We start from the raw sequence: 25,831 nt of genomic DNA, 5'->3' as shown, positions 1-25,831 counted from the left end.
AGGGTGCACGGTGTACGTAGTGATCATGGGGTGCGGACGGGTCGGCTCGTCGCTGGCGCGCGCTCTGGTCCGGGTGGGACACGAGGTCACGGTGATCGACCGCGATCCCAGCGCGTTCCGCCGGCTGGGTGAGGGCTTCACCGGGCAGGAAGTGATCGGCGTCGGTTTCGACCGGGATGTGCTGACCCGCGCGGGAATCGAACGCGCCGACGCCTTCGCCGCCGTGTCCTCGGGTGACAATTCCAACATCATCTCGGCCCGGGTGGCCAGGGAGATGTTCGGCGTCGAGCGGGTCGTCGCCCGGATCTACGACGCCAAGCGCGCCGAGGTCTACGAGCGGCTCGGCATCCCGACGATCGCGACCGTCCCGTGGACCACCGACCGGTTCCTGCGCACCCTCATCGGCGACAACTCGACCACCACCTGGCGCGACCCCACGGGCGCGGTGGCGGTCACCCAGCTCACCCTGCACGAGGACTGGTCCGGCCGCACGGTGCGCGATCTGGAGCGCGAGCTCGGGGTCCGCGTGGCGTTCATCCTGCGCTTCGGCCAGGGTCTGCTGCCGGAGTCCAAGACCATCGTCCAGGCCGACGACGTGGTCTACGTCGCGGCGACCTCCGGCAGCGTCGGTGAGGCGGTCGCCATGGCCGCCAAGGCTCCCACGAGCGAGGACTGAAGAACATGAAGGTGGCCATCGCCGGAGCGGGCGCCGTCGGGCGCTCGATCGCCAGGGAACTACTACGCGGCGGGCATCGGGTGATGCTGCTGGAGCGTCAGCTCGACCACATCGACCCGCCCGCCATCCCGGACGCCGTGTGGGTGCACGCCGACGCCTGTGAGCTGTCGCTGCTGGAGAACGCGGGGCTCGAGACCTACGAGGTCGTCATCGCCGCCACCGGCGACGACAAGGCGAATCTGGTGCACAGTCTGCTCGCCAAGACCGAGTTCGGTGTGCGCCGGGTGGTCGCGCGGGTCAACGATCCGCGCAACGAGTGGCTGTTCAACGAGTCGTGGGGCGTCGACGTGGCGGTGTCGACGCCGCGGCTGCTCGCCTCGCTCGTCGAGGAAGCCGTCTCGGTCGGCGATCTGGTGCGGCTGATGACGCTGCGGCAGGGCCAGGCCAACCTGGTCGAGATCACCCTGCCCGCCGACACCCAGCTCGCGGGCAAGCCGGTCCGCAGCCTGGTCATGCCGCGCGACACCGCCCTGGTGACCATCCTGCGCGGCGGCCGGGTCATCGTGCCCCAGCCCGACGACCCGTTCGAGGGGGACGACGAACTGCTGTTCGTCACCTCGGTGGAGGCCGAAGAGGACCTGCGCCTCACCCTGGCCACCCACGGCATCAAACCGTAACTCCCCGATACGGTTCCCGGCGCGCGGGCGGCGCGGACGATTCAGGCGACCTTCAGCTCCGCGCGCAGCTTGTTGAGCGCGCGGTGCTGCATCACCCGGACGACGCCGGGGCTGGTGCCGATGGCCTCGGCGGTCTGGGCCGCGCTCCAGCCGAGCACGATCCGCATCACCAGCACCTCGCGGTGGTTGGGCGCGAGCACCTGCATGAGGTCGCGGGTGGCCGCGCGGCGCTCCAGCGCCAGCGCCCACTCCTCGGGGCCCGCGGCGCCGCACGCGGCGTCGGGCAGTTCGGCCATCGGGTAGGCGGTGTGCTTGGCCCGGCGGAACGCGTCGGAGACCTTGTTGGCGGCGATCCCGTAGACGAAGGCCAGGAACGACTTGCCCTGATCGCGGTAGCGCGGGATGGCGGTCACGGTGGCCATCAGCACTTCCTGGGTGACATCGTCGGCGGTGACGGTGAGATGCCCGGTGGCACCCATCCGGGCCGAGCAGTAGCGCCGGACCAGCGGGTGCACCAGGCGCACGATCTCGGCGACGGCATCGCGGTCACCGGCCGCGGCGGGGCCGATCAGCGCGTCGAGTTCGGCTCCGATGCGCTTGCTCTCCGACAGCACGGAGGCGTTCGACTTCTTCGAGACGTCGGGGCGGTGCTCGGTAGCCATCATGGTCGCCGGTCCTTTCACGATCACTGCGTTTTTCGGTACGCATTGATCGTGCGACGAACTCGACGGTGCTACCAGGCACCCCAGGGTGGGTACTTCCCCACCTCCGACAGTGGGGCCGGTCACGCCTCAGGGGCGGGCGGAATCCGTTCCGGCGCCGGATTTCTCGATCGGCAGGTGGCCGGCCCGGCGCACCGCCCACACGGTGACCACCAGGGCCACCGCGGTCAGCGGCCAGCCCATGCCGATCCTGGCCACGGCCAGCCAGGTGGTGTGGTCGGTGTCGTAGAGCTGGGACTGGACCAGATAGCGGGCACCGAAGACGACCACCCACACGACGGTGGCCAGGTCGTAGAGCCTGCGGATGCGCCGATCGGCCCGCCAGCCGGTGCCGTGCCCGTTGAGCGCACCCCAGATCACCCCGACCAGCGGCCAGCGGAACAGGATCGACAGCGCGAACACCCCGCCGTACACGAGGCTGGTGTAGATGCCGAACAGGAAGAATCCCTTGGCCTCGCCCATCCGGTAGGCGATGAACGCGCACACGCCGACGCCGAGGAAGCCCGAGATCGCGGGCTGCACCGGGCTGCGCTTGTACAGCCGCCACCCCAGCACGCCCGCGGCGACGCCGAGGGCGGCCCAGATGGCCACGGTGAGCCCGGCGAAGGTGTTCACCGGGACGAACACCAGCACGGGCAGGGTGGAGTAGATCAGGCCGCTGATGCCGCCGAGCTGCTCGAGCAGCGTCTGCTCGGCCTGTTCGACCTCGGCGTCCACCGCGGGGTCGACCGGTTCATCGGTCGCCACCGGCAGCGCCACGGTGGGCTCGGGGTCCGCCTCGATGCGGTAGTCGTCGCTGGAGGGCATACGTCAGCTGTTCCCGCGCAATTCGTAGTAGGGGTTGAAGATCACTTTGCGGCCGTCGCGGTCACCGACGCGGCCACGGACCAGGATCCGCCTGCCCGGCTCGATACCGGGGATGCGCCTGCGGCCGATCCAGACCAGGGTGATCGCGTCGGTGCCGTCGAAGAACTCGGCCTGCACCGTGGCGCCCGCCGCCTTGGGACACGCCTCGACGCTACGGAGCCTGCCCAGGATGGTGGCTTCCTCACCGCGACAACAATCCACCGCGCGCCGGGCGCCGGAGGCATCGGCGGTCTCCGCCAGTTCCTCGGCGTCGAGCTGATCGATGTCCGCGGTCAAACGGCGACCGAGTCGACGAAAATATCCCGAGTCCGGACCCGATCCCGACTTGCGTCCGCCCGTGGATGACGACATGGCACGCTTCTCCCGCTAGTTGGCCGTACACCGCCACTGTAGATGGGCAAACGATCGGCCGCTACGCTCGGTCCGTGTTGCGCTCCCCATCCCAGGTCACCGTGGTCGCCCTGCCCGGAACCGGTTCAGACGCCGATTTCGCCGCCCGTGCGTTCGGACCGGCAGCGGCCGCGCACGGACTGGCGTTCCAGGCCGTCGAACCGGACCCCCAGGCCGTGATCGCGAGCTGTACCGCGGCTTTGGACGCCGCCGCGGCCCGCGGTCCCGTCCTGGCCGCAGGGATCTCCCTCGGCGCCGCGATCGCGCTCGACTGGGCAGCCGGGCACCCGACCGCGGTGGTCGGTGTCATCACGGCATTACCCGCCTGGACGGGTGCCGAAACCGCCGCCTGCCCGGCCGCGCTCAGCGCGTCGGTTACCGCCGAGCAACTGCGCGCCGACGGACTGGACGCGGTGATCGAGCGGATGCGCGCCTCCAGCCCGGCCTGGCTGGCCGACGCGCTCACCCAGTCCTGGCGCGGCCAGTGGCCGCACCTGCCCCGCGCGCTCGACGAGGCCGCCGCCTACGCCTGGCCGGCACTCGAGCGGCTGGCGGACACCCGCGTGCCGGTCGCCGTGGTCGGCGCGAGCGACGACCCGATCCACCCGATCGCCGTGGCCGAACAGTGGGCCGCGACGCTGCCCCAGGCGCGGCTGCGTCGAGTGACCCTGGACGAGCTCGGTGCCGATCCTGCGGTACTCGGACACGCGGGCTTCGCCGAACTGGACGCGATATCGGCCGATTCGGCGCCCGCTCTGCCCGCTGCGGGACAAGCAGCGGGCAGCCCTGCGGGACAACTGATCTCGCGAGCACACGGGTAACTCGCCGGGCACGCCCAGCACGCCACCCACCCCGGACCGCCGGCCCGGTCGGCAGCCGAGTACCTCCCCACGACCGGCAGAAGTCACGGAGAGGCGGGCCGGCCGCTAGTTCAGGCCGAGCTGCTGCATGGCCGACCCGTCGGCACCGCGGCGCGGCTCGTCGGGCATCTTGGGCGGCAGCGCCGAGGCCGGCGCGGCCTGCGCGGCGGCGGCCTGGGCGGCCAGCGCCTGCTGCTGGGCGAGCACCTGCTGCTGATGGGCGGCGGCCAGCTGTTCGGCCAGTTCCTGCGGCAGTACCACCGGGAGCGGATCGCGCACCGGCAGCGGCTCGTCACCGCGCCGCACCACCGCGTCGGCCAGGACGGCGCGAGCGGCGGTGATCAGCGGGCTGCGCTCGTCGACCGCGCCGGACGGACCGGCGGCGACCAGGCGGATCATCCAGCGTGGTCCGTCGACACCGATGAACCGCAGGTCGGCGCCCTCGGTGATGGCCTTGACCTCGCGGCCCCACGGCCCCTTCTCCACCGCCACGCTCGCGCCGTCACCGCGCAGCGACTCGGCCAGATCGGCGGCGACCGTGCGCCACTGCCCGGCCGACTTCGGCGCCGCGTAGGCGGCGACGGTGAGCCTGCCGTGCTCGGTGGCCAGGTGCACCGCCTGCGGGGTGCCGTCGGGGCTCATCTCGACCTGCAGCTGCCCGCCCGCCGGGACGGGAATGACCACCGACCCCAGATCGAGGCGGCGCGCGACCATCTCGTCGGACACCTCGCTGATGTCGTACGGGCCCGCGGCCGCATCCGGCTCGTGGTCGAAGTTGCCGTAGATGCGCTCGTCGGTCGGGGCGTCGTCGAAGTCCAGGTGCGCGAAGTCGGGGCGCTGGAACTCGTCGGTGTCGTACTCGTCCTCGAACTCGTCGAAGCCGTCGGCATCGGTGTAGTCGTCGGCGTCCGCGTACTCCGCGTCGTCGTAGGCCGCGTCCTCGCGGGGCGCGCGCTTCTTCTTCCCGAACAGACCCATTACGCCTCCTCGCCGGCCAGGCTGGCATGCCCGCCGCTCGACCCGTATCCGCCGGTGCCGCGCGCGGTCTCGTCGAGATCGTCGACCTCGGCGAAGTCGACCAGCTCGACCCGCTGCACCAGCAACTGCGCGATGCGATCGCCGCGCCGCAGCTCGATCGCCGTGCGGGGATCGTGGTTGATCAGGCACACCTTGATCTCACCGCGATAGCCCGCGTCCACCGTGCCGGGCGTGTTGACCACGGACAATCCCGCCTTCGCGGCCAGCCCGGACCGGGGATGGATCAACCCGACCGTGCCGACCGGCAGCGCGATCGCGATCCCGGTGCCGACCAGCACCCGCTCGCCCGGTTCGATGATCACGTCCTCGGTGGTACAGAGATCGACGCCCGCGTCACCCGGATGGGCACGCGTCGGCACGGGGATGCCGGGATCGAGCCGCCGCAGCGGAATCGGTGCAAGTGCGTTCACATCGGTCGAGCCTACGCGGTCGGCGCCGGACCTTCTCGTCGCCGCCCTGGTGCGGTGACCTAGTGTTGAGGGGTGCCCGACCAGCCCCATTCGCCGACCACCGACACCGCCGACACCGAGCGCTCAGCGTCCTCGGGACACGGTGCCTCGCCCTACCGCGAACGCCTCTGGGTGCCGCTGTGGTGGTGGCCGATCGGGTTCGCCATCGCGGGCCTGCTGGCCGCCGAGATCCACATGGGCGCGCCGGGTCTGCGAGCCTGGCTGCCCTACGTGCTGCTGGCGCCAATCCCGGTCTGGATCCTGCTGTGGATGTCGCGGCATCGCCTCGAGGTCACCGTCGCGTCCGACGGTACGGCGGAACTGCGCGTCGACCGTGCCCACCTGCCGGTGAGCTTCGTCGCGCGCGCCGCGGCCGTCGCACCGACGGCCAAGAGTGCGGCGCTGGGCCGACAGCTCGACCCCGCCGCGTATGTGCAGCACCGGGCCTGGATCGGTCCGATGGCGCTGCTCGTTCTGGACGACCCGGACGACCCGACGCCGTACTGGTTGATCAGTACGCGCAGGCCGGACCGGGTCTTGGCCGCGCTCGGGCTCCCGAGCGCGGGCTGACCCGTCTCGCGTCGCGTCAGGCGGCGCAGTCCATGCAGATCAGCTGGCCGCCCTTCTCGCTGGCCAGTCGGCTGCGGTGGTGCACGAGGAAGCAGCTCGAACAGGTGAACTCGTCGGCCTGCTTCGGGACCACCCGAACGCTGAGTACCTCGTCGGACAGGTCCGCGCCGGGAAGCTCGAACGATTCCGCCGTATCGGACTCGTCGATGTCCACGACGGCGGACTGCGCCTCGTTGCGGCGGGCCTTCAGCTCCTCGAGCGAATCCTCCGACACTTCGTCGGATTCGGTGCGCCGCGGTGCGTCATAGTCGGTTGCCATGTCGTCTTCCCCTCAGTCCTTACTCCGTATATCCCGGATCGGTTCGTTAGCCGTACCCCACTGGGGTCCGGCGTTCGTACCGCCCCGCCGGTGGTGCACCTCACACGTACACCGGCCGCCTATCAGCGTCGATCGAGGATCGATGACTCCGACAGCGTTCGGTTAACGCAGGACATGCCCTTGTTGTTCCCGCGACCGACCACCGTTTCACCGGTGATTATTCGATCTGGGCGGCCAGACAATAGCGGACCTACGGACAAATGTCGCAATCAAAACCCGGCCGAGTCGAAACCGACGACGAATCTTCACCTGGTGGGAAACTCGCCGAGACCTCCCGCACTCGCGCATCGCCACCGGACTCGTAGAGTGAGCGCGTGGTTTCACTGATCACCGAAGGCAGCGCGACCGATCGCGACGGCAAACCCTTCCCGCGACGGCGGCCCGAGCTCTGGCTCGCGCTCGTCCTCGTGCTGGCTCTGGTGAGCCTGTTCGTCTGGATCACGGCGTTTCGGACCCATGACGACAGCAACGAGCCGATGGCCTGCAACGCCCCGAGCACGCCGACGGCCACCAACGCGGCCCAGCCCGCCGCGCTGGGCACCCGGATGAACCCGTCCCGGCTCGACGACGTCGATCCCGCGGCCCTCTCGGAGTCGAAGGTGCGGGTCTTCAACGCCAACGGCAAGAGCGGCCAGGCCGGCCACATCGCGGCCGCGCTGGGCGACCTCGGGTTCGCGGGCGCGCCGGGGACACAGGTCGGTAACGATCCGGTCTACGTCAGCGGCGACCTCAACTGCACCGGTCAGATCCGCTACGGCGTCAACGGGCGGCCCGCCGCCGCGTCGGTGCAGCTGGTCGCGCCGTGCGCCGAGCTGATCGAGGATCCGCGCACCGACGACACCGTCGACCTGGTGCTCGGCCTGGCCTTCGGCGAATCGCTGCGCCCCGGCGCCGACGCCGAGGAGGTGCTGCGGTCGCTGAAGAACCTCGCGCCCGGCGCCAGCTCGTCCTCCATCGATCCCGAACTCCTGGACGCCGCCCGCACCGTCAAGTGCTGAGCCGAGCCACGCGCCGCGGGTCTGTCGGCCCGCGGCGCGTGCGCGTCAGTCGGGCAGGGCGGTCGTCGCGCCGACCCGGGTGAGCAGGGCGGTCAGCTCGGTCGCCACGCCCGGCGCGGACACGATCGTCAGCTCCCCCGCGGCGCCACCGACGGTGACGTCGGGGACGTGCACCACGGCACCGGCCTCGGCGGCGATCAGCGCGCCCGCGGCCCAGTCCCAGGCGTTGAGCCCGTGCTCGTAGTAGGCGTCGAGTTCGCCGGCCGCGACGTGGCACAGGTCCATGGCGGCGGCACCGAGCCTGCGGATGTCGCGGATCTCCGGGAGCACCTCGGTGAGGAAGCGCGCCTGCGCCGCGCGCCGCTGCCTGCCGTAGGCGAAGCCGGTGCCGACGAGCGCCACCGTCAGCGAATCCTCCTGCGCGCACGCCAGTTTCACGCGGGTGCCGTCGGCGCGCACGGCGTAGGAGCCGGCCCCGCGCGCGGCGCTGTAGGTGGTCGCCGCGGCCACGTCGACGACCGCGCCCGCGACCGGTTCGCCGTCGCGCACCGCGGCCACCGAGACCGCGTAGCCGGGCAGGCCGTAGAGGAAGTTCACGGTGCCGTCGATCGGGTCGACGACCCAGGTGATCGCCCCCGGCGCCGTGGCGCCGACATCGCCGCCGCCCTCCTCGCCCAGGATCGCGTCGGCGGGCCTGCGCTCGGCCAGCAGCGCGCGGATCAGCTGCTCGGATTCGGTGTCGACGACGGTGACCGGATCGGTGATGTGACCCTTGGTCGCCACCGCGCCCTCGACGGGGCCGTCGGCGGCGAACACTTCGGGTCTGCGGGCACGCACGTGCGCGGCCGCCGCCTCGGCGAGTTCGACGGCCAGCAGCCGCAACTCCTCGTGGTCGGCGGCGGTCGGGGCGAGGACGGTCTCGGACACGATGGGTTCGGGCACGACTCCATCGGATCACATGTGGCGACACCTCGCGCGCAGGGTGACTACCGCTACTCTTTGTCAGGCACATCGGCGCGTCAGCAAGGGGTTGAACCATGTCCGCTCGGGGGCACGCATTCGGCATCGATATCGGCGGTAGCGGGGTGAAGGGCGCCGTGGTCGACCTGGCGACCGGCACGCTAACCCACGAGCGCCTCAAGATCGCCACGCCACAGCCGGCCACGCCGGACGCCGTCGCGGCCGCGGTGGCCGAACTGGTCGCGCTGGCGGACTGGGACGGCCCGGTCGGGATCACCCTGCCCTGCGTGGTGCTCGACGGCCACGCCAGGACCGCCGCCAACATCGACCACGCGTGGATCGGCACCGACGCGCGCGAGCTGTTCTCGAAGGCGCTGGGCGGGCGCGCGGTGACCGTGCTCAACGACGCCGACGCCGCCGGGCTGGCCGAGGACAGCTACGGCGCCGCCGGTGAGCTCGACGGGCTGACGCTGCTGCTGACCTTCGGCACCGGGATCGGCTCGGCGCTGCTCTACGACGGCACCCTGGTGCCCAACTCCGAGCTGGGCCACCTGGTGGTCGCCGGCGACGAGGCCGAGCACCTGGCCGCGGCGTCGGTCAAGGACCGCGAGGAACTCAGCTACCCGCAGTGGGCCGAGCGGGTGAGCACCGTGCTGCGGCACCTCGAGGATCTGTTCTGGCCGAAGGTCATCGTGGCCGGTGGCGGCATCAGCCGCGACCATGAGCAGTGGATACCGTTGCTCACCAACCGAACTCCGGTGATCCCGGCCGTGTTGAAGAACACCGCGGGTATCGTCGGCGCGGCCATGGCCATCGACAAGGGCATCGCGCCGTAGCCCGGCGCGGAGGTCGGCGCAACGCCTGGGTGGCATCGTGCCATGAGTACCCTGGTTGGATCGTTACAATGGAACACGTCCGGCGGTGAGCCGGTGAAACCTTCCGGCCGCGGCCGGTCGCGCGGACCGGTGCACAGACCGGCTCCACCCGACCGACGCACCGCCGGTGCAACCCGACCGACCGCTCCGCCGGAAAACCACTCTGGCGTGACGCCGCACGAGACCGTCACGAAAGGGCGTACGTGGTAGCCACGAATACCCGTCAGACCGCCGACTCGGCCGACGCCGACGCCGACGCCACCACCCCGGCCAAGAAGGCTCCGGCCAAGAAGGCCGCTGCCAAGAAGGCCCCGGCGAAGAAGGCCATCGCCAAGAAGGCTCCGGCCAAGAAGGCTGCCGCCAAGAAGGCGCCCGCCAAGAAGGCCGCCGCCAAGAAGGCGACGGCGGCCGAGGGTGGCGAGGAACAGCTCGACGACGAGTCGATCGAGCTCGACGATCTCGGCGACCTGGAGGTCTCCGAGGACGAGCTCACCGACGGTGACGCCCTGGTCGAAGAGGTGGCCGAGGACACCACCGAGGAAGCCGAGACCGAGGAGCCGTCCGAGAAGGACAAGGCCTCCGGCGATTTCGTGTGGGACGAGGAGGAGTCCGAGGCGCTGCGTCAGGCGCGCAAGGACGCCGAGCTCACCGCGTCCGCCGACTCGGTGCGCGCCTACCTCAAGCAGATCGGCAAGGTCGCGCTGCTGAACGCGGAGGAGGAGGTCGAGCTCGCCAAGCGGATCGAGGCCGGCCTGTTCGCCGCGGAGAAGATGCGCGAGTTCGCCGAGGCGGGCGAGAAGCTGTCGGTGACCACCCGCCGCGATTTCAACTGGATCGTGCGCGACGGCAACCGGGCCAAGAACCACCTGCTCGAGGCCAACCTCCGCCTGGTGGTCTCGCTGGCCAAGCGCTACACCGGTCGCGGCATGGCGTTCCTTGACCTGATCCAGGAGGGCAACCTCGGCCTGATCCGCGCGGTCGAAAAGTTCGACTACACCAAGGGTTACAAGTTCTCGACCTACGCGACGTGGTGGATCCGCCAGGCCATCACCCGCGCCATGGCCGACCAGGCCCGCACCATCCGTATCCCGGTGCACATGGTCGAGGTCATCAACAAGCTCGGCCGCATCCAGCGCGAGCTGCTCCAGGACCTGGGCCGTGAGCCCACCCCGGAGGAGCTGGCCAAGGAAATGGACATCACGCCGGAGAAGGTGCTGGAGATCCAGCAGTACGCGCGTGAGCCGATCTCGCTGGACCAGACCATCGGCGACGAGGGCGACAGCCAGCTCGGCGACTTCATCGAGGACTCCGAGGCCGTCGTCGCGGTCGACGCGGTGAGCTTCACCCTGCTGCAGGATCAGCTGCAGTCGGTGCTGGAGACGCTGTCCGAGCGTGAGGCGGGCGTGGTGCGGTTGCGCTTCGGCCTCACCGACGGCCAGCCGCGCACCCTCGACGAGATCGGCCAGGTCTACGGCGTGACGCGCGAGCGCATCCGTCAGATCGAGTCGAAGACGATGAGCAAGCTGCGCCACCCGAGCCGGTCGCAGGTGCTGCGCGACTACCTCGACTAGCGCGTTTCGACACGGAGGCCCGTGTCCATCTTCGGATGGGCACGGGCTTTTTTGTTTCCGAATACACATTCCGATCGGTCGGTATTCCCAATAAACCGGACTCGGTAACCGTTTCGTGACCAAACCCACAGTGCCGGATTGCGCTGTGAACGACACGGATTCGCGATCTTCGCCGTATCGTCACACCCAGTTTTTCGTTCTACCGCCGCCGGTTCGCGGTACTTGGCATTGAGGGTTTTCGCGGCGTGCTCGACATTTATCACTTCAGCTACGGGTGGATCACTCCCGTTCTCGCGTATTTCATGTCCGTCACCGGATGTCTGCTCGGCCTGCAGTGCGCGGCCCGCGGCCGCAACGCGGTGGAGGGGCGGGTCAGCTGGCTGGTCGGCGCCGCGATCGCGATCGGCGGAACCGGCATCTGGGTCATGCATTTCATCGCGATGCTCGGCTTCTCGATCCGCGGCGCGGAGATCCGCTTCGACATTCCGCTGACGCTGTTCAGCGCGCTCACCGCGATGGTCGTCGTCGGGATCGGGCTGTTCATGGTGAACAAGCCCCAGCCCACGCTGCGCTCGCTGCTGGCGGGCGGGACGATCACCGGGCTCGGCGTCGGCACCATGCACTACACCGGCATGTACGCGATGAAGTCGACGGCGACGGTCAGCTACGACGCGAAGATCGTCGCGCTGTCGATGGTGATCGCGGTGGTCGCCTCGATCGTGGCGCTCTGGTTCACCTTGCGCGTCAAGGGTTTTCTGGCGACGGTCGGCGCGGCCATCATCATGGGCGTCGCGGTCTGCGGTATGCACTACACCGGCATGGCCGCCATGCACGCCCACTCCGATCACCACGCGGCACCGCCCGCGGGCTCGGGCGCGATGGACCTGCTGGCCCCGCTGATCGGGGTGAGCAGCATCGTCACCATGCTGGTGCTGATCAGCGTGAGCCTCACCGAGATCGAGAACGAGGAGGCGCTGCCGCGGATGTGGCTGACCTCCCGGCGCGGGCCCCGGTCGCGCCCGCAGCGGGACGTCGCGCCGGTGGCACCGATGCCGCCGCATCCCTACGTGGAACACCACACCGAGGAGCTGGTCTACGACGGCGTCGGCGCCTGGCCGCGCCGGGTGGTGGACTGACTCAGCTCGGCGCCAGACCCGCACGGCGCCGGGTGAATTCGACGACCGGCTCGACGACCCTGGCCGCGATCGGCCCGAGGATCGCCATCAGCAGCACGTAGGCGGAGGCGAGCGCGGCCAGCCGGGGATCGACCTTGCCGTAGGTGACCGCCAGCCCGGCGATGACGATGGAGAACTCGCCGCGCGCCACCAGCGCGGCGCCCGCCCTGGCCCGGCCCATCCGGCGGATCCCCTGCCTGCTCGCCGCCCACCAGCCGACCGCCATCTTGGTGCCCGCCGTGACCACCGCCAGCGCCACCGCCCAGCCGAACACCGGCGGGATCGCGGCCGGATCGATGGACAGCCCGAAGGCGACGAAGAAGATCGCGGCGAACAGATCGCGCAGCGGTTCGAGCAGCTTCGCCGCCTCGCGCGCGGTGGACCCGGAGATCGCGATGCCGAGCAGGAACGCGCCGACCGCGGCCGAGACGTTCAGCGCCGAGGCCGCGCCGGCCACCAGCAGCGCGGCACCGAGCAGTTGCAGCAGGAACACCTCGCGGTCGGCGCTGTCGAGCACGGCCGAGACCACCCGGCCGAACCGCAGCGCCACCACCAGCACCACCGAGATGGTGGCCAGTGCGACGGCCAGCGACACCAGCCCGCTCAGCAGGCTCAGCCCGGCCAGCATCATGGTCAGGATCGGCAGGTACACCGCCATCGCCAGGTCCTCGAGCACCAGGATCGACAGCACCACCGGGGTCTCGCGGTTACCGAGCCGGCCGAGGTCGTCGAGCACCTTGGCGACGATCCCCGACGACGAGATGTAGGTGACGCCACCGAGCACGACGGCCCCGGTCGCGCCCCAGCCGAGGATCAGCGCGACCGCGGCGCCGGGCAGCGCGTTGGCCACCAGATCCACCACGCCGGCCGCCCAGGAGCGCCGCAGACCGGTCATCAGTTCGGGGGCGGTGTACTCGAGCCCGAGCAGCAACAGCAGCAGCACGACGCCGATCTCGCTCGCCAGATGCCCGAACTCGGTGGCCGCCTCCAGTTGCAGATAGCCGCCGCGCCCGAAGGCCAGACCACCCAGCAGATACAGCGGGATCGGCGACATGCCGAACCGGGCCGCCACCCGCCCGCAGATCCCCAGCGCGAACAAGATCACACCGAGCTCGAGCAGAGCCAGGGCCTGCGAGGTCACGGCGGTCAGCCGTGCGCGAGGATCTTCGCGGCCGCGTCGAGGCCGTCCGGAGTGCCGACGACCACGAGCAGGTCACCCTCGGTGAAGGTGAAGTCGGGCCCCGGCGACGGGTGCAGCTGACCGGCGCGCATCACCGCGACGATCGAGGTCTTGGTGCGGGTGCGCATGGCGGTCTCGCCGAGTGTGCGTCCCGCGTACGGTGATTCGTCGAGAATCGCGAGCTGGCGGGTGGTGATGCCCGGCAGATCGCGATGGTCGTCGTTGAGTTTGGCGACCAGCTGCGGCGCGCCGAGCAGGTTCGCCAGCACCGACGCCTCGTCGGTGGACAGCGGCACCTGGGCCGCGATCGCGTCCGGGTCGTCGTGTTTGGACACGATCAGGTCGATGTCGCCGTCGCGGTGGGCGACCACCCCGACCCGGCGACCCGACTTGACCTCGAAATCCTTGCGCACTCCGATTCCCGGTAGCGCTGTGACGTCGACGTTCACACCTTCCACAGTAGTCGCGCCGCCACCGCGGATGTGGCCTACGCCACTGTGCCGCGCCGGGGCGTATCGAAGCGCCCGTCCGGGCCGGGCAGGTACGCGACGGCCTCGAGCACGGCGGCGACCGGCAGCGGCGCGTACAGGTGCGGGAACAGCATCGAGGCCGGATCGGTCGGCACCCCCGGCTCCCAGCGCACCTCGCCGGTGAACCGGGACGGGTCGAGCCAGAGCACCACCAGGTCGGTGCGTCCGGCGAAGAGCCGGTTGGCGGGCAGGTGGACCTGCGTCGGGGTGGACAGATGCACGAACCCGCTCTCCGACAGCGAGGGCGGTCGGCGTTCACCTACCCGTCGGGCGTCGGCCCATTCTTGGGAAGAACACAGGTGAACAAGCGTGTGGGTGTCGGACGTCACGGGTAATCTCCGGGTAGACAACAGGATCGGACGTTCAAGACCCTGCCACAGGATCATCGGAACTCCCTCGAGACGCGGTCGGCCCGGTACGTAACGAGCAACACCGCAGCGAGCGACATATCGATGAGTGACAGGGAGCGAGTGGGAGGTGGCAGCGACGGCACCGCGAGTGGTCGGCGTGGGCTCGAGAGCATGACCAGCACGTGTTCGCTTTCAGCGAAACCGCAGGTCTGTTATCGAAAACACAAAGATTCACTTCCGGGAACAAAGCCTGAACCCCGAACGTCTGAGAGAGTAGTCGTACCACTGCTGGGAAGTAGCGGACGCGAGCCACGTGGAGTGACCACGGGGCCCACACCTAGGCGAACGGCCACGCAGCGCCGGGAGCCGGGACGGAGGAGTCATGCCAGGAACCCTGACCAGCACCCCACTGACCGCGGTCGATCGTTGCGATCGTTGCGGGGCGGCTGCCCGAGTGCGTGCCGTTCTTCCCGCGGGTGGCGAGTTGCTCTTCTGCCAGCACCACGCGAATGAACACATGGACCGTTTGCGCGAGCTCGAAGCCGTGATCGACACGGAATCCGCTCCCGCCCTCTGACCACTCCTCGCGTCCGAAACAACAACATCTGACAACAGAACACCCCGACAGCGGGCGATCCGGAATCCGGACGCCCGCTGTCGCCGTCTCCGGGTCAGCCCGCCGCGTCGGCGAGGATGCCGTCGACCAGGGTCGCGATGCCGTAGGCGAAGGCGCCGTCGGGATCGGCCGGTGCCTGGTAGTGCTCGCCCACGGTCGCGCCGACCCGGCCTGCCAGCGGGAACTCCGCGGCGGGCATCACCCGGGCCAGCAAGGGGCCGTGCACCTGCCACCAGTCGGCGTCGCTGAGCTGGGCCGTCGCACCCGCGGCCGCGATGGCGAGGCGGGCATTGCCGGTGGCGAAGTCGGTGAGCACCGCGATCGCGCGGTCCATCGCGAGGTCGTCGAGCCCGATGCCCTCGATCGCGGCGAGCTGACCTTCGTAGCGGCGCATCCGGGCGGGCCCGAGCACCTGCCGCCACGGCGAGACCTCGAGCAGCCAGGGGTGCGCGATCAGCTCGGCCCGGATCCGAGTGGCCACCGCGATCATCCGGTCGCGGATCGGCAGGTCGGCCGGGATCGGCGGGTCGTCGGCGGCGACGGCGTCGACCATGAGCACCAGCAGCGCCTCCTTGCTGGGCACATAGGTGTAGAGACTCATGGCGCGCAGCCCGAGGTCGGCGGCGACCGCGCGGATCGTCAGCTTGTCGATCCCGTCGCGATCGGCCAGGGCGATGCCCGCGGCGACCACGGCGTCGACGGTGAGCCCGGGTTTCGGGCCGCGGGCGCCCGGTCTGGCGGGCAGCGCGTGCCGCCACAGCAGCTCGAGGATGCGGGTGGCCTGCGCGGTGGACTCGTCGCCGTCGGTGGGCACGCGCGGTCCTTTCTGGCGGTCGGGAACAAACTCAGTACAGTGTACGTTGTTAGGTCGTTCGCGCTGCCCGATCAGAGGAGACCGCTCTGCCCGCCACCCAGGCCACCTATCTCCCCGACCGCCACCTGTTCGCCCTGTGGACGTGGACCGGTCACGGTGCGGGCCCCGCGCCCACCGACCTCGGCGATCGGGAACACCTCACGCTCGCGCTGCCGGTCGGCGAGCGCGGCGCGATCGAGCCGACCGAGATCCCGGCCGCCGTGGTGACGCCCGCCGAGCTGGCCGGACTGGCTCCCGACGACCTCGCGCCGTCGACGCTGGCGTGGCGCGCGGTGCTCGCCCAGGACACCGACGTCCGGCCCGACACCCTGCCGATCGCCGCCCACGCCGTCCCCGACGCCGTCGGCACCGCGATCTTCTCGGCGGAGCGGGCGGCGCGGGTGCTGCGGGAGACCGAGCTCGCCGCCACCGAACTCACCGGCCTGCTCGACGCCACGCTGCGCCCGTATCAGGTGCGGGGCGTGAGCTGGTTGCACGAGACCGTCGCGGCGTACGGCGGCGCGGTGCTGGCCGACGAGATGGGGCTCGGCAAGACCGTGCAGACCATCGGATTCCTGCGCGGCCGGTCCGCGGGCCCGCAACTGGTGGTGTGCCCGACCTCGCTGGTCGGCAACTGGGTCCACGAGATCACGCGGTTCGCGCCCGCTCTGACGGCCGTGTCCTGGCGCGGTGGCGCGGTGCCCGCCGCGCCCGGCACGATCGTGGTCACCGGCTATCCGACGCTGCGGCTGCACGGGACCGCCCTGACCGAGACCCGGTGGGCGACCGTGGTGTTCGACGAGGCCCAGGCGCTGAAGAATCCGCGCACGCAGGTGTCGCGGGCCGCCAAGGCCCTGCCCGCCGACGCCAAGGTCGCCCTGACCGGCACGCCGGTGGAGAACCATCTCGACGAGCTGTTCGCACTGCTGCACCTCACCGTGCCGCGACTGTTCGCCCACCGCACCCAGTTCCGGCGCCGGTTCGTCAAACCGATCGAGGAGGGGTCGGCCACGGCGGCGGCCCGGTTGCGGGACGCGGTGGAACCGGTCCTCCTCGGCCGCAAGAAGATCCAGGTCGCGGCCTCGCTGCCGGCGAAGATCCACAGCGATCTGCTGTGCGACCTGACGCAGGAACAGGAACGGGTCTACGACGCGGTCCTCGCCGAGGCGCTCGACGAGGGCTTCGGCTCCGGGCTGCAACGCCAGGGGCGCGTGCTCGCGGCGCTGACCGGGCTCAAACAGGTCTGCAACCATCCCGGCCTGGTCTCCGGCGACCTGGACGAACTGGCCGGGCGCTCCGGCAAACTCGACCTCTGCACCGACATCGTGGCGACCAATCTCGACACCCGCGACCCCACGCTGATCTTCACCCAGTACCGCGCGACCGGTGAGCTGCTGGTGCGGCATCTCGCCGAACAGTTCGGGGTGACGGCGCCGTTCTTCCACGGCGGGCTCGACGCCGACCAGCGCGCCGGGATCGTCACCGCGTTCCAATCACCGGACGGCCCGCCGGTGCTCGTGCTGAGCCTGCGCGCGGCGGGCACCGGCCTGACCCTCACCCGCGCCGCCGACGTGATCCACTTCGATCGCTGGTGGAATCCGGCCGTCGAAGCGCAGGCCTCCGACCGCGCGCACCGGATCGGGCAGACCCGCACCGTCACGGTCACCACGCTGACCAGCTCGACCACGGTCGAGGAGCACATCGCCGCGATGCACACCCGGAAATCGGCGCTGACCGATCTGTCCGACGCGGCGGGCATCGCCGAACTGGCCCGCCTCGACGACGACGCCCTCGTCGACATCCTGCGCCGGAAGCGAGAGAACTGATGGCCGACAACGAATTCGGTTACACGCCCTGGGGCAAGGACTGGGTCCGGCTGGCCGAGCCGCTGCGCCAGACCAAGCCGGAACCGCTGCTGCCCCGCGCCCGCAGCATCGCCCGCAATCACGGCGTGCGCACCGAGATCGAGGGACGCACGGTCCGCGCGCATCTGCATCGGGGCGGGCAAGCCTCGATCGCCCATGTCGAGGTGGTGCCGCTGACCCGGGCCGAGGTGACCACGATCGCGCGTGCGCTGCCCGATTCCTCGGTGGTCACCGACGAGATGCACCGCGCGCTGCTCGACGCGGGTCACGCGCCCGCGCCGACCCTGGCCAGTACCGACTGCTCGTGTTCGGCGCGCACCGACCGGTGCGTGCACGTGCTCGCGGTGCTGTACACGATCGCCCGGCAGGTCGACGAGAATCCGCGGCTCGCCCTGGAACTCCAGGGCTATTTCGACGCGACCACCGACACCGCGGCGCCCGTCCAGGAACAGCGCTGGACCAGCATCAACGCACTCGATCCCACGCGCTTCTTCGCGGTCTGACGCGCTGGGGCACCGCGGCCGCGCGGTGCCCCGGCGCACTCAGGCGTTGGTGCCGCCGTCGATGGTGATGACCGCGCCGGTGATGGTCCGCCCGGCGGGACCGGCGAGGAAGGCGACGAGATCGGCGACGTCCTCGGGCGCGCCGAAGCGCCCCAGCGCGTTGAACTCCCGCTGGACCGGCGCGTGATCGCTGCCCGCCGGGTTCATGTCGGTGTCGGTGGGTCCCGGCTGGACCAGGTTGACGGTGATGCCGCGCGGGCCCAGTTCGCGGGCCAGGGCCTTGGTGTAGCCGTTGAGCGCGGACTTGCTCAGGTTGTAGAGCGCCAGGCCGCCGAAGAGCGCGCGGTCGGTCAGGTTCGAGCCGATGGAGATGATCCGCCCGCCCTCGCCCAGATGGGCCAACGCGGCCTGGCCCGCGACGAACGGGGCGCGCGCGTGGATGTGCAGCGCCCGGTCGATCTCGTCGAGGCCGAATTCCTCGTAGGGCTTGGCCGGGAAGATGCCCGCGTTGTTCACCAGCACGTCCAGCCCGCCCAGGTCCCGGGCGGTCCGGTCGACCGCGGCGGCGATCTGCCCCGCGTCGGCGCTGTCGGCCCGCAGCGGCAGCGCCCGCCTGCCGAGCGCCTCGATGTCGGCGGCGACGGCCTTCGCGGCGCTCTCGTCGCGCTGGTAGGTGAACGCCACGTCGGCGCCGGCGCCCGCCAGCTTGCGGGCGATGGCGGCGCCGATCCCCCGGCTGCCACCGGTCACCAGGGCCACGGTGCTGCTCGTCATCGGTTCGCTCCTTTGTGTAGTGATCAATACACAAATAGCCAAGCGCACGACGCCGAGCCGCGTCAAGAGTTTCTTATCGATCGATACAGAATTTACGGACGAGGGGTCGACGCGGTATGTTTGTCGATCGACACAGAAAGGTTCGCCATGGCAGAACGCGGCCGCCCACGCGGTTTCGATCGCGACGTCGCCCTGCGGCGTGCCATGGAGGTGTTCTGGGAACGCGGCTACGACGGCGCCTCGATGGCCGATCTCACCACCGCCATGGGCATCAACTCCCCCAGCCTCTACGCCGCCTTCGGCGACAAGGAAGCCCTGTTCCGCGCCGCGGTCGAGCTCTACGGCCGGACCGAGGGGTCACGCACGGCACGGGCGCTGCGCGAGGAATCCACCGCCTACGCCGCCATCGAGGCGATGCTGCGCGACAACATCACCACTTACACCGACCCCGGGCTGCCGCACGGCTGCATGGTGGTCCTGGCGGGCGCGACCTACACCACGCGCAACGCCTCGGTCCGCGAGTTCCTCGCCGAGGCCCGCCGGCACACCACCGCCGACATCCACGCTCGGCTCGACCGCGGTGTCGCCGACGGCGATCTGCGGCCCGGCACCGATACCGCCGCGCTGGCGACGCTGTACAGCACCGTCCTGTATGGGCTCTCGATCCAGGCCAGGGACGACGTCGGCCATGCCGAGCTCAGCGCCGCCGTCGACAGCGCGCTGCACGTGCTCGCGGCGTCGACGACGTAGCGTCCGCGCGCTACTGGCGCCGCAGGGCCGCGATGCGCTCGGTCAGCTGGTCGGCGGTCGCCAGAGCCGTGGGCGGACCGCCGCATTCGCGCCGGAGCTCGCCGTGGATCACGCCGTGCGGCTTGCCGGTGCGGTGGTGGTGCATCGCGACCAGGCTGTTGAGTTCGCGGCGCAGCTCCCCCAGCTTGTCCGACGTCGCGACCCGTTCGACGACCGCGGCGGGCGCGGGGACGGCGCCGTCCTGGGCGCTGCGGTCGGCGAGCTGACGGGTCTGCCGTTCGCGCAGCAGCGCGCGCATCTGGTCGGCGTCGAGCAGGCCGGGGATACCCAGGTAGTCGGCTTCCTCGTCGCTGCCCGCGATGGTGGCGGTGCCGAAGGAGGAGCCGTCGTAGATCACCTGGTCGAGCTCGGCGTCGGCGGCCAGGGCGACGAAGGACTTCTCCTCCTCGCCCGGCTCGTCCTTGGTCTTGTTCGCGTCGATCAGCAGTTCGTCGTCGAGCGCGTTCTTCTCGCGATGCGGCTTGCCGATCACGTGGTCGCGCTGGAGCTCGAGCTGGGCCGCCAGGTCGAGCAGCACCGGCACCGACGGCAGGAAGACGCTGGCCGTCTCCCCCGGCTTGCGGGCACGCACGAACCGGCCGATGGCCTGGGCGAAGTACAGCGGCGTCGACGCGCTGGTCGCGTACACGCCGACGGCCAGGCGCGGCACGTCGACGCCCTCGGACACCATGCGCACCGCGACCATCCACGGCTGGGTGCCCTTGGCGAACTCGTCGATGCGGCTCGAGGACTGCGGGTCGTCGGAGAGGACCACCGCGGGCCGCTCCCCCGAGATGTGTTCGAGCAGTTCGGCGTAGTCGCGGGCGCGTTCCTGATCGGTGGCGATCACCAGGCCACCCGCGTCGGGGATGCCCGAGGCGCGCAGCTGGCGCAGCCGGGTGTCGGCCGCGCGCAGCACCGCCGAGATCCAGTCGCCCGCCGGATCCAGCGCGGTGCGCCAGGCACGCGCGGTCTGTTCGGCGCTGAGCGGTTCACCGAGGCGAGCGGTGTGCTCCTCGCCCGCGCTGTCGCGCCAGTGCGCGTCACCGGAGTAGGCCAGGAAGACCACCGGGCGCACGACGCCGTCGGCCAGGGCGTCGGCGTAGCCGTAGGAGTGGTCGGCGCGCGAGCGCGGGAAACCGGCCTCGTCGGGTTCGTAGGTGACGAACGGGATCTTGGAATCGTCGCTGCGGAACGGGGTTCCGGTCAGCGCGAGCCTGCGCGTCGCGTCGCCGAAGGCCTCCTCGGTGGCCTCGCCCCAGCTCTTGGCGTCGCCCGCGTGGTGGATCTCGTCGAGGATCACCAGGGTGCGGCGATTCTCGGTGCGCACCCGGTGCCGCGCGGGGTGGGCCGCGATCTGGGCGTAGGTCACCACGACGCCGTGGTAGTCGCCGGAGGTGCCGCCGGTGCTGTTGGAGAAGCGCGAGTCCAGCTGGATGCCGGAGCGGGCGGCCGAGGCGGCCCACTGGTGCTTGAGGTGCTCGGTCGGCGCGACGACGGTCACCTGGTCGACTGTCCGATCGGCCAGCAACTCCGCGGCTACCCGCAGCGCGAAGGTGGTCTTACCCGCGCCGGGGGTCGCGACCGCGAGGAAGTCGCGCGGCTTGGTGGCCAGGTATTTCGTGAGCGCGCGCCGCTGCCAGGCGCGCAGGGAACCCCCCGACGCACCCCCCGCGGCCGCATCGCCCGGTGTACCCGCTTCTCTCGCCGCAGCGACGCCACCCGACCCAGTCACGCAGACGACCCTAGCCGCCCGATGCGGCGTGTCGCCAAACCGACGCGGGGTGGGCGACAGGCATCACAAACGAGCCCGAGGTCACCGGCCATTTACCTGTTACCCGCCGACACGATGCCCGGCCCGCACCACACGGACCACCATCGTGCGGGATGCTGGAGACACCATGAGCAACGACCAGATCCGGGCAGCCGACGCGGCACACCCGCCGCGGGCACCCCTGCCCGGCGGTCCGCCCGCGCCGCCCGCGGCCGCCGGGCAACGTCCCCGCGAACACGCCCGGGTGACGCGGTGGCTGCTCATGGCGTGGCGGCTGGTGGTCCGGGTGGCCCAGAAGTGCTGGAACAACTCGATCTTCGCCAAATCGGCGGCCGCCGCCTTCTGGCAGACGCTCTCGCTCGCACCGCTGCTGCTCGGCCTGCTCGGCAGCCTCGGCTACGTGGGCGGGCTCTTCGGCCCCGACACGGTGCAGATCGTGGAATCCAAGATCATCGCGTTCAGCCGGGAGTTCTTCAGCCCGTCGGTCGTCTCCGACCTGATCGAACCCACCGTCGACGACGTGCTCGGCCGCGGACGCGGCGCGGTGGTGTCGGTGGGCTTCGTGCTGTCGCTGTGGGCCGGGTCCTCGGCGATGGCGACCTTCGTCGACGCGATCGTGGAGGCCCACGATCAGCAGGACGCCCGGCACCCGGTCTGGCAGCGGATCTTCGCGCTGCTGCTGTACGTGCAGTTCCTGGTGGCGGCGGTGCTGATCCTGCCGGTGATCGCGCTCGGGCCCACCCGGATCGGCCGGGTGCTGCCCGACACCTGGCGCGAACCCGGCCTGCGCCTGATCGACACGTTCTACTACCCGATCGTCGGGTTGCTGCTGATCGTCGGGCTGACCACGCTCTACAAGCTGGCGCTGCACCGATCGCTGCCATGGCACCGGCTCTTCGGCGGCGCGCTGGTGGCGGGGGTGTTCTTCCTGGCCGCCAGCGACCTGCTGCGCCGGTATCTGGCCTGGATCACCGCCACCGGGGTGAGCTACGGCGCGCTGGCCACGCCGATCGCGTTCCTGCTGTTCACCTATTTCCTCGGCTTCGCGGTGATCCTCGGCGCCGAGTTCAACGCCGCGGTGCAGGAGTTCTGGCCGGCCAGGGCCACCCGGATGGAGCAGGTCAAGGAGTGGCTCAGCAACCAGGTGCGCGGTGACGACGAACGCGACGAGGCGGCCGACGCCTCGGCGGAGGCATCGACCGCACCGAACGCGGAGCCGGTTCAGTCGCCCTTGCGCAAGCCGTCGTAGACCTTCTTGCAGTCCGGGCAGACCGGCGAACCGGGCTTGGGCGAACGCGTCACCGGGAAGACCTCGCCGCACAGCGCGACGACCATGGTGCCCATCACGGCACTCTCGGCGATCCGGTCCTTCTTCACGTAGTGGAAGAACTTGGGGACGTCGTCGCCGGTCGTCTCGTCGGTCGTGGTTTCCGGGCGTACCAGAGTGTCTGTACTCACGCCTTCCATGATGCCGCATCCCGGGCGCGTACCGCTGACCAGCCGCGTGTGCGTTCGCCGGCGTCGAGTGGAAGACTCGGGGTATGCAGTCCCACGGCGACACCCCCGGCGCCGACGAGCCGACACCGGCCCCGGAGGTGACGATGCCCGCCGCGCAGAGTTCCTCGCGCGGCTATTTCCCCGGCGCCGACGCCAAGCACCCGGTGCTCATCACCGAGGCCGCGCCGTCGCTCGACGACCAGCATCGCGCCCGCGTCCGCCGCTACACGATCATCATGGCCTTCCGCATCCCCTGCCTGATCCTGGCCGCGATCGCCTACAGCGCGTTCGAGAACCCGCTGATCTCGATCCTGATCATCGTGGCCTCGGTGCCGCTGCCGTGGATCGCCGTGCTCATCGCCAACGACCGGCCGCCGCGCAGCAAGGACGAGCCGAGCCGCTGGGACGGCCGGGCCAACCAGATCGCGTTGGACTCACGCCCGCACAAGGCCATCGACGGCTGACGCCCGCGGGCGCCGCACCAGCATCGACATCAGCGCCGCCAGGCCGCACAGCGCGCCGGCGAGATACCAGGCCAGATCGTAGGAACCCTGCAGGTCGCGGATGAGTCCCGCGCCGGTGGCCGCGATCGCCGCGCCGACCTGATGGGCGGCGAACACCCAGCCGAACGCGATCGGCCCGTCGGCGCCGAACAGCTCCCGGCACAGCAGCACGGTCGGCGGGACCGTGGCGATCCAGTCCAGGCCGTAGAAGATCACGAAGACCCACATGCTGGGCTGGGTGTGCGGACCCAGCAGCGAGGGCAGGATCAGCAGCGAGAGCCCGCGCAGCGAGTAGTAGCCGAGCAGCAGGTAGCGCGGATCGACCCGGTCCGAGAGCCAGCCCGAGGCGATCGTGCCCGCCACATCGAAGACCCCGACCAGCGCCAGCAGCCCCGCCGCGGTGGTCGGCGGCATGCCGTGATCGTGGGCCGCGGTCACGAAATGCGTGCCGACCAGGCCGTTGGTCGACGCGCCGCACACCGCGAAACCGCCTGCCAGCAGCCAGAACCCGGGCCTGCGCGCGGCCGAGGCCAGGACCTTCAACGCTCGGCTCGCGCCCCCGGCGACCGCGACGCGCGTCCCCGCGTCCGAACCCTCCGGCGCTCCATAGGCCCGCACGCCGACATCGCTCGGGTAATCCCGCACGAACAGCCACACCAGCGGCACCACGGCCAGCGCGACGCCCGCCACGAGCACCGACGGCAGCCGCCAGCCGTGCTCGTGCGCCAGCATCGACACCAGCGGCAGGAACACCAGCTGACCGGTCGCGCCCGCGGCGGTCAGCACGCCGGTGACCAGGCCGCGGCTGCGCACGAACCAGCGGCCGGTGATGGTGGCGACGAACGGCATCGACATCGATCCCACGCCCACCCCGACCAGCAGGCCCCAGGTCGCCACCAGCTGCCAGGCCTGGGTCATGAACACCGTCAGGCCACTGCCCGCCGCGATCAGCACCAGCGCCGAACACACCACCCGGCGGATGCCGAAGCGGTCCATCAGCGCGGCCGCGAACGGCGAGATCACGCCGTAGAGCAGCATGTTCAGGGAGATGGCGGCCGAGATCGTCGCGTGCGACCAGCCGAATTCGGCGTGCAGCGGGTCGATCAGGACGCTGGGCACCGAGCGGAAGGCGGCGGCGCCGAGCAGGGCGACGAAACCGACACCAGCCACGATCCACGCGGGATGCGGGGCGCGACCACGCCGGGCGGTCACCGGCGCGGCGTCGGTCGGCCGATCGATGGCCTCCGCGTCGCCGGGGACGGGCGTGGCGCGGTCGGCCGGGTCGTCGCCGGTGGGCGGCAGGGGCGCGCGGAGATCGGTCACCGGAACAGGGTGCCGGAACTTCGCGGCACGAACGAGTGGCCGCGATGACATCTTTCGTCGACATCCTGCCAACTCGCCGCCCGGTGTTATCGCGGTCGACAGCGCGCCCGTTGCCGCCTACCGTGCGGACAGGACCTCCGCCCCCGCGCCGACGATCGGTCGGCCGCGCCGGGACCCGATCCACACCGAAACGGAGACAGCATGATTCGCTGGACGTGGGCCTTTCTCGACCGCCCCACCACCGGTTTCGACGACTGCGTGCGATTCTGGGCGACGATCACCGGCTCCACCGTGTCCGAACCCCGGGGCGCCGAGGGCGAATTCGTCACCCTGCTGCCCGCCACCGGTCCCGCCTGGCTGAAGATGCAGCGCGTCGGTGACGGCGGCGGCATCCACCTCGACCTCGACGTCGACGACATTCCCGCCGCGGTGGCGACCGCCACCGATCTCGGCGCCCGGGTGGTCACCGTCGAGCGCGACTACACCGTGCTGGAATCGCCCGCCGGACAGACGTTCTGCTTCACCCCGGTCCGCGAGGTCGCCGCAGCGCCCGAGGACGCGCCCCCGCCACCGGTGGTCGTGTCGACCGCGCCCGACGGCACCGTGACCCGCCTCGATCAGATCTGCCTCGACCTGTCCCCCGCCGACATCGCGACCGACACCGCCTTCTGGCAGGCGCTGACCGGCTGGACTCACCGGCCCGGCCGCCGCCCCGAATTCTCCCGCCTGCGCGGCCCCGACCAGCCGCTGCACTTCCTGCTCCAGCGCCTCGACGAGGCCCGTCCCGCCGATGCCCATCCGGACCTGGCCTCCTCCGACCTCGCCGCCACCGCCGCCTGGCACGAATCCCTCGGCGCCACCCGGGTCGCGGACGGCGAACGCTGGATCGTCCTGCGCGACCCCGGTTCCGCGCTCTACTGCGTCACCGGCCGCGACCCGTACACCGGCTGAACCACCCGCCGGGACCGCCAGCCAGCACCGTCGGCACGGAGGCGGCCCTTCCAGCGATGGGCGCGTGCAGTGCCGTACGACACGCGCCTGTAGCTGGTCGATCCGGGCGCGCGTTG

30 protein-coding genes are annotated in these 25,831 nt (G+C 70.8%); 15 read left to right on the top strand and 15 right to left on the bottom strand.

Translation table 11 applies throughout. The features are described 5' to 3' along the window. Positions 1 to 10 precede the first annotated feature (10 nt). Together ACFVW6_RS21460 and ACFVW6_RS21455 are read left to right on the top strand one after the other, a co-directional pair. Positions 11 to 676: a potassium channel family protein gene (locus ACFVW6_RS21460; RefSeq protein ID WP_378831108.1), complete on the top strand. Its 666-nt coding sequence runs from the start codon at positions 11 to 13 to the stop codon at positions 674 to 676. Between the two features lie 5 nt (positions 677 to 681). Further along, entirely contained in the window at positions 682 to 1,353 is a 672-nt protein-coding gene (locus ACFVW6_RS21455) for a TrkA family potassium uptake protein (protein WP_218716949.1), read from the top strand. Between the two features lie 41 nt (positions 1,354 to 1,394). Here ACFVW6_RS21455 and ACFVW6_RS21450 read toward each other — a convergent pair whose 3' ends face one another. The 3 genes from ACFVW6_RS21450 to ACFVW6_RS21440 form a co-directional block, all read right to left on the bottom strand. Next, positions 1,395 to 2,015: a sigma-70 family RNA polymerase sigma factor gene (locus tag ACFVW6_RS21450; RefSeq protein WP_355277519.1), complete on the bottom strand. Its 621-nt coding sequence runs from the start codon at positions 2,013 to 2,015 to the stop codon at positions 1,395 to 1,397. 129 nt (positions 2,016 to 2,144) lie between these two features. Next, positions 2,145 to 2,882: a DUF3159 domain-containing protein gene (locus ACFVW6_RS21445; protein ID WP_378831112.1), complete on the bottom strand. Its 738-nt coding sequence runs from the start codon at positions 2,880 to 2,882 to the stop codon at positions 2,145 to 2,147. Positions 2,883 to 2,885: 3 nt separating this feature from the next. Then, positions 2,886 to 3,293 (bottom strand): OB-fold nucleic acid binding domain-containing protein, encoded by a 408-nt coding sequence (locus ACFVW6_RS21440; RefSeq protein ID WP_355277522.1) that lies wholly within the window; start codon positions 3,291 to 3,293, stop codon positions 2,886 to 2,888. A 74-nt stretch (positions 3,294 to 3,367) separates the two neighbouring features. Between ACFVW6_RS21440 and ACFVW6_RS21435 the strand changes: the two genes are divergently transcribed. Continuing rightward, a complete protein-coding gene (locus ACFVW6_RS21435) occupies positions 3,368 to 4,153 on the top strand; it encodes an alpha/beta fold hydrolase (protein WP_378831114.1) in 786 nt (261 codons plus the stop codon). Between the two features lie 105 nt (positions 4,154 to 4,258). Here ACFVW6_RS21435 and ACFVW6_RS21430 read toward each other — a convergent pair whose 3' ends face one another. Both ACFVW6_RS21430 and dut read right to left on the bottom strand, forming a co-directional pair. Continuing rightward, complete coding sequence (locus ACFVW6_RS21430) at positions 4,259 to 5,164, bottom strand: DUF3710 domain-containing protein (protein ID WP_378831321.1); 906 nt, start codon at positions 5,162 to 5,164, stop codon at positions 4,259 to 4,261. A 5-nt stretch (positions 5,165 to 5,169) separates the two neighbouring features. Then, positions 5,170 to 5,640 (bottom strand): dUTP diphosphatase, encoded by a 471-nt coding sequence (dut, locus tag ACFVW6_RS21425; RefSeq protein ID WP_218716944.1) that lies wholly within the window; start codon positions 5,638 to 5,640, stop codon positions 5,170 to 5,172. Between the two features lie 72 nt (positions 5,641 to 5,712). Between dut and ACFVW6_RS21420 the strand changes: the two genes are divergently transcribed. Next, a complete protein-coding gene (locus tag ACFVW6_RS21420; RefSeq protein WP_378831117.1) occupies positions 5,713 to 6,249 on the top strand; it encodes a DUF3093 domain-containing protein in 537 nt (178 codons plus the stop codon). 16 nt (positions 6,250 to 6,265) lie between these two features. Here ACFVW6_RS21420 and ACFVW6_RS21415 read toward each other — a convergent pair whose 3' ends face one another. Beyond that, entirely contained in the window at positions 6,266 to 6,568 is a 303-nt protein-coding gene (locus tag ACFVW6_RS21415; protein ID WP_218716942.1) for a DUF4193 domain-containing protein, read from the bottom strand. Positions 6,569 to 6,942: 374 nt separating this feature from the next. Between ACFVW6_RS21415 and cei the strand changes: the two genes are divergently transcribed. Then, a complete protein-coding gene (gene cei, locus ACFVW6_RS21410) occupies positions 6,943 to 7,626 on the top strand; it encodes an envelope integrity protein Cei (RefSeq protein ID WP_355277532.1) in 684 nt (227 codons plus the stop codon). Between the two features lie 45 nt (positions 7,627 to 7,671). Here cei and ACFVW6_RS21405 read toward each other — a convergent pair whose 3' ends face one another. Beyond that, the gene (locus ACFVW6_RS21405) at positions 7,672 to 8,568 is read right to left on the bottom strand and encodes an inositol monophosphatase family protein (RefSeq protein ID WP_355277535.1); all 897 of its coding nucleotides are present in this window, start codon (positions 8,566 to 8,568) and stop codon (positions 7,672 to 7,674) included. 95 nt (positions 8,569 to 8,663) lie between these two features. Between ACFVW6_RS21405 and ppgK the strand changes: the two genes are divergently transcribed. The 3 genes from ppgK (at position 8,664) to ACFVW6_RS21390 (ending at position 12,168) form a co-directional block, all read left to right on the top strand. Next, positions 8,664 to 9,422, top strand: a complete 759-nt coding sequence (gene ppgK / locus ACFVW6_RS21400) for a polyphosphate--glucose phosphotransferase (protein WP_355277537.1) — start codon at positions 8,664 to 8,666, stop codon at positions 9,420 to 9,422. Positions 9,423 to 9,664: 242 nt separating this feature from the next. Continuing rightward, entirely contained in the window at positions 9,665 to 11,032 is a 1,368-nt protein-coding gene (locus ACFVW6_RS21395; RefSeq protein WP_378831121.1) for an RNA polymerase sigma factor, read from the top strand. A gap of 245 nt (positions 11,033 to 11,277) precedes the next feature. Further along, entirely contained in the window at positions 11,278 to 12,168 is an 891-nt protein-coding gene (locus ACFVW6_RS21390) for an MHYT domain-containing protein (RefSeq protein WP_355277538.1), read from the top strand. A gap of 1 nt (position 12,169) precedes the next feature. Here ACFVW6_RS21390 and ACFVW6_RS21385 read toward each other — a convergent pair whose 3' ends face one another. From ACFVW6_RS21385 to ACFVW6_RS21375, 3 genes are read right to left on the bottom strand one after another with little or no spacing between them, the layout of a single operon-like run. Further along, positions 12,170 to 13,348, bottom strand: coding sequence for a cation:proton antiporter (locus ACFVW6_RS21385; protein ID WP_378831124.1), 1,179 nt, complete (start codon positions 13,346 to 13,348; stop codon positions 12,170 to 12,172). A gap of 5 nt (positions 13,349 to 13,353) precedes the next feature. Continuing rightward, positions 13,354 to 13,836: a TrkA C-terminal domain-containing protein gene (locus tag ACFVW6_RS21380; protein ID WP_355277544.1), complete on the bottom strand. Its 483-nt coding sequence runs from the start codon at positions 13,834 to 13,836 to the stop codon at positions 13,354 to 13,356. Between the two features lie 38 nt (positions 13,837 to 13,874). After that, positions 13,875 to 14,303, bottom strand: coding sequence for a DUF952 domain-containing protein (locus ACFVW6_RS21375; RefSeq protein ID WP_378831128.1), 429 nt, complete (start codon positions 14,301 to 14,303; stop codon positions 13,875 to 13,877). A gap of 346 nt (positions 14,304 to 14,649) precedes the next feature. Here ACFVW6_RS21375 and ACFVW6_RS21370 point away from each other — a divergent pair, with 346 nt between their 5' ends. Continuing rightward, positions 14,650 to 14,844, top strand: coding sequence for a hypothetical protein (locus ACFVW6_RS21370; RefSeq protein WP_029903635.1), 195 nt, complete (start codon positions 14,650 to 14,652; stop codon positions 14,842 to 14,844). 94 nt (positions 14,845 to 14,938) lie between these two features. Here the strand turns inward: ACFVW6_RS21370 and ACFVW6_RS21365 are convergent, their stop codons facing one another. After that, positions 14,939 to 15,697, bottom strand: coding sequence for a TetR/AcrR family transcriptional regulator (locus tag ACFVW6_RS21365; RefSeq protein ID WP_378831130.1), 759 nt, complete (start codon positions 15,695 to 15,697; stop codon positions 14,939 to 14,941). 125 nt (positions 15,698 to 15,822) lie between these two features. On the opposite strand from ACFVW6_RS21365, the gene ACFVW6_RS21360 reads away from it, so the two are divergent. Together ACFVW6_RS21360 and ACFVW6_RS21355 are read left to right on the top strand one after the other, a co-directional pair. Next, on the top strand, positions 15,823 to 17,562 hold the full coding sequence (locus tag ACFVW6_RS21360) for a DEAD/DEAH box helicase (RefSeq protein WP_378831323.1): 1,740 nt from the start codon (positions 15,823 to 15,825) through the stop codon (positions 17,560 to 17,562). Further along, entirely contained in the window at positions 17,562 to 18,104 is a 543-nt protein-coding gene (locus ACFVW6_RS21355) for a hypothetical protein (protein WP_378831132.1), read from the top strand. The genes ACFVW6_RS21360 and ACFVW6_RS21355 overlap by 1 nt, the downstream gene beginning before the upstream one ends. A gap of 39 nt (positions 18,105 to 18,143) precedes the next feature. Here ACFVW6_RS21355 and ACFVW6_RS21350 read toward each other — a convergent pair whose 3' ends face one another. Then, positions 18,144 to 18,878 (bottom strand): SDR family NAD(P)-dependent oxidoreductase, encoded by a 735-nt coding sequence (locus ACFVW6_RS21350; protein ID WP_378831134.1) that lies wholly within the window; start codon positions 18,876 to 18,878, stop codon positions 18,144 to 18,146. A 147-nt stretch (positions 18,879 to 19,025) separates the two neighbouring features. On the opposite strand from ACFVW6_RS21350, the gene ACFVW6_RS21345 reads away from it, so the two are divergent. After that, complete coding sequence (locus ACFVW6_RS21345) at positions 19,026 to 19,628, top strand: TetR/AcrR family transcriptional regulator (protein WP_378831136.1); 603 nt, start codon at positions 19,026 to 19,028, stop codon at positions 19,626 to 19,628. Positions 19,629 to 19,638: 10 nt separating this feature from the next. On the opposite strand, the gene ACFVW6_RS21340 is transcribed toward ACFVW6_RS21345, so the two are convergent. Then, the gene (locus tag ACFVW6_RS21340) at positions 19,639 to 21,318 is read right to left on the bottom strand and encodes a DEAD/DEAH box helicase (RefSeq protein ID WP_378831325.1); all 1,680 of its coding nucleotides are present in this window, start codon (positions 21,316 to 21,318) and stop codon (positions 19,639 to 19,641) included. Positions 21,319 to 21,568: 250 nt separating this feature from the next. On the opposite strand from ACFVW6_RS21340, the gene ACFVW6_RS21335 reads away from it, so the two are divergent. Then, positions 21,569 to 22,690, top strand: a complete 1,122-nt coding sequence (locus ACFVW6_RS21335) for a YihY/virulence factor BrkB family protein (RefSeq protein WP_378831139.1) — start codon at positions 21,569 to 21,571, stop codon at positions 22,688 to 22,690. Here the strand turns inward: ACFVW6_RS21335 and ACFVW6_RS21330 are convergent. Beyond that, the gene (locus ACFVW6_RS21330) at positions 22,663 to 22,899 is read right to left on the bottom strand and encodes a DUF3039 domain-containing protein (protein ID WP_355277558.1); all 237 of its coding nucleotides are present in this window, start codon (positions 22,897 to 22,899) and stop codon (positions 22,663 to 22,665) included. The two genes, ACFVW6_RS21335 and ACFVW6_RS21330, sit on opposite strands and share 28 nt — an antisense overlap. A gap of 143 nt (positions 22,900 to 23,042) precedes the next feature. Here ACFVW6_RS21330 and ACFVW6_RS21325 point away from each other — a divergent pair, with 143 nt between their 5' ends. Next, positions 23,043 to 23,402, top strand: a complete 360-nt coding sequence (locus ACFVW6_RS21325) for a DUF3099 domain-containing protein (protein ID WP_378831328.1) — start codon at positions 23,043 to 23,045, stop codon at positions 23,400 to 23,402. Here ACFVW6_RS21325 and ACFVW6_RS21320 read toward each other — a convergent pair. Continuing rightward, positions 23,373 to 24,764, bottom strand: a complete 1,392-nt coding sequence (locus tag ACFVW6_RS21320) for an MFS transporter (RefSeq protein ID WP_378831142.1) — start codon at positions 24,762 to 24,764, stop codon at positions 23,373 to 23,375. The genes ACFVW6_RS21325 and ACFVW6_RS21320 overlap by 30 nt on opposite strands. Before the next feature lie 201 nt (positions 24,765 to 24,965). Between ACFVW6_RS21320 and ACFVW6_RS21315 the strand changes: the two genes are divergently transcribed. Beyond that, complete coding sequence (locus ACFVW6_RS21315; protein ID WP_378831144.1) at positions 24,966 to 25,715, top strand: VOC family protein; 750 nt, start codon at positions 24,966 to 24,968, stop codon at positions 25,713 to 25,715. Positions 25,716 to 25,831: the final 116 nt, after the last annotated feature.

Source organism: Nocardia sp. NPDC058244 (assembly GCF_042882065.1).
GTDB lineage: Bacteria > Actinomycetota > Actinomycetes > Mycobacteriales > Mycobacteriaceae > Nocardia.
This window is presented reverse-complemented; position numbering and strand designations above follow the sequence as displayed.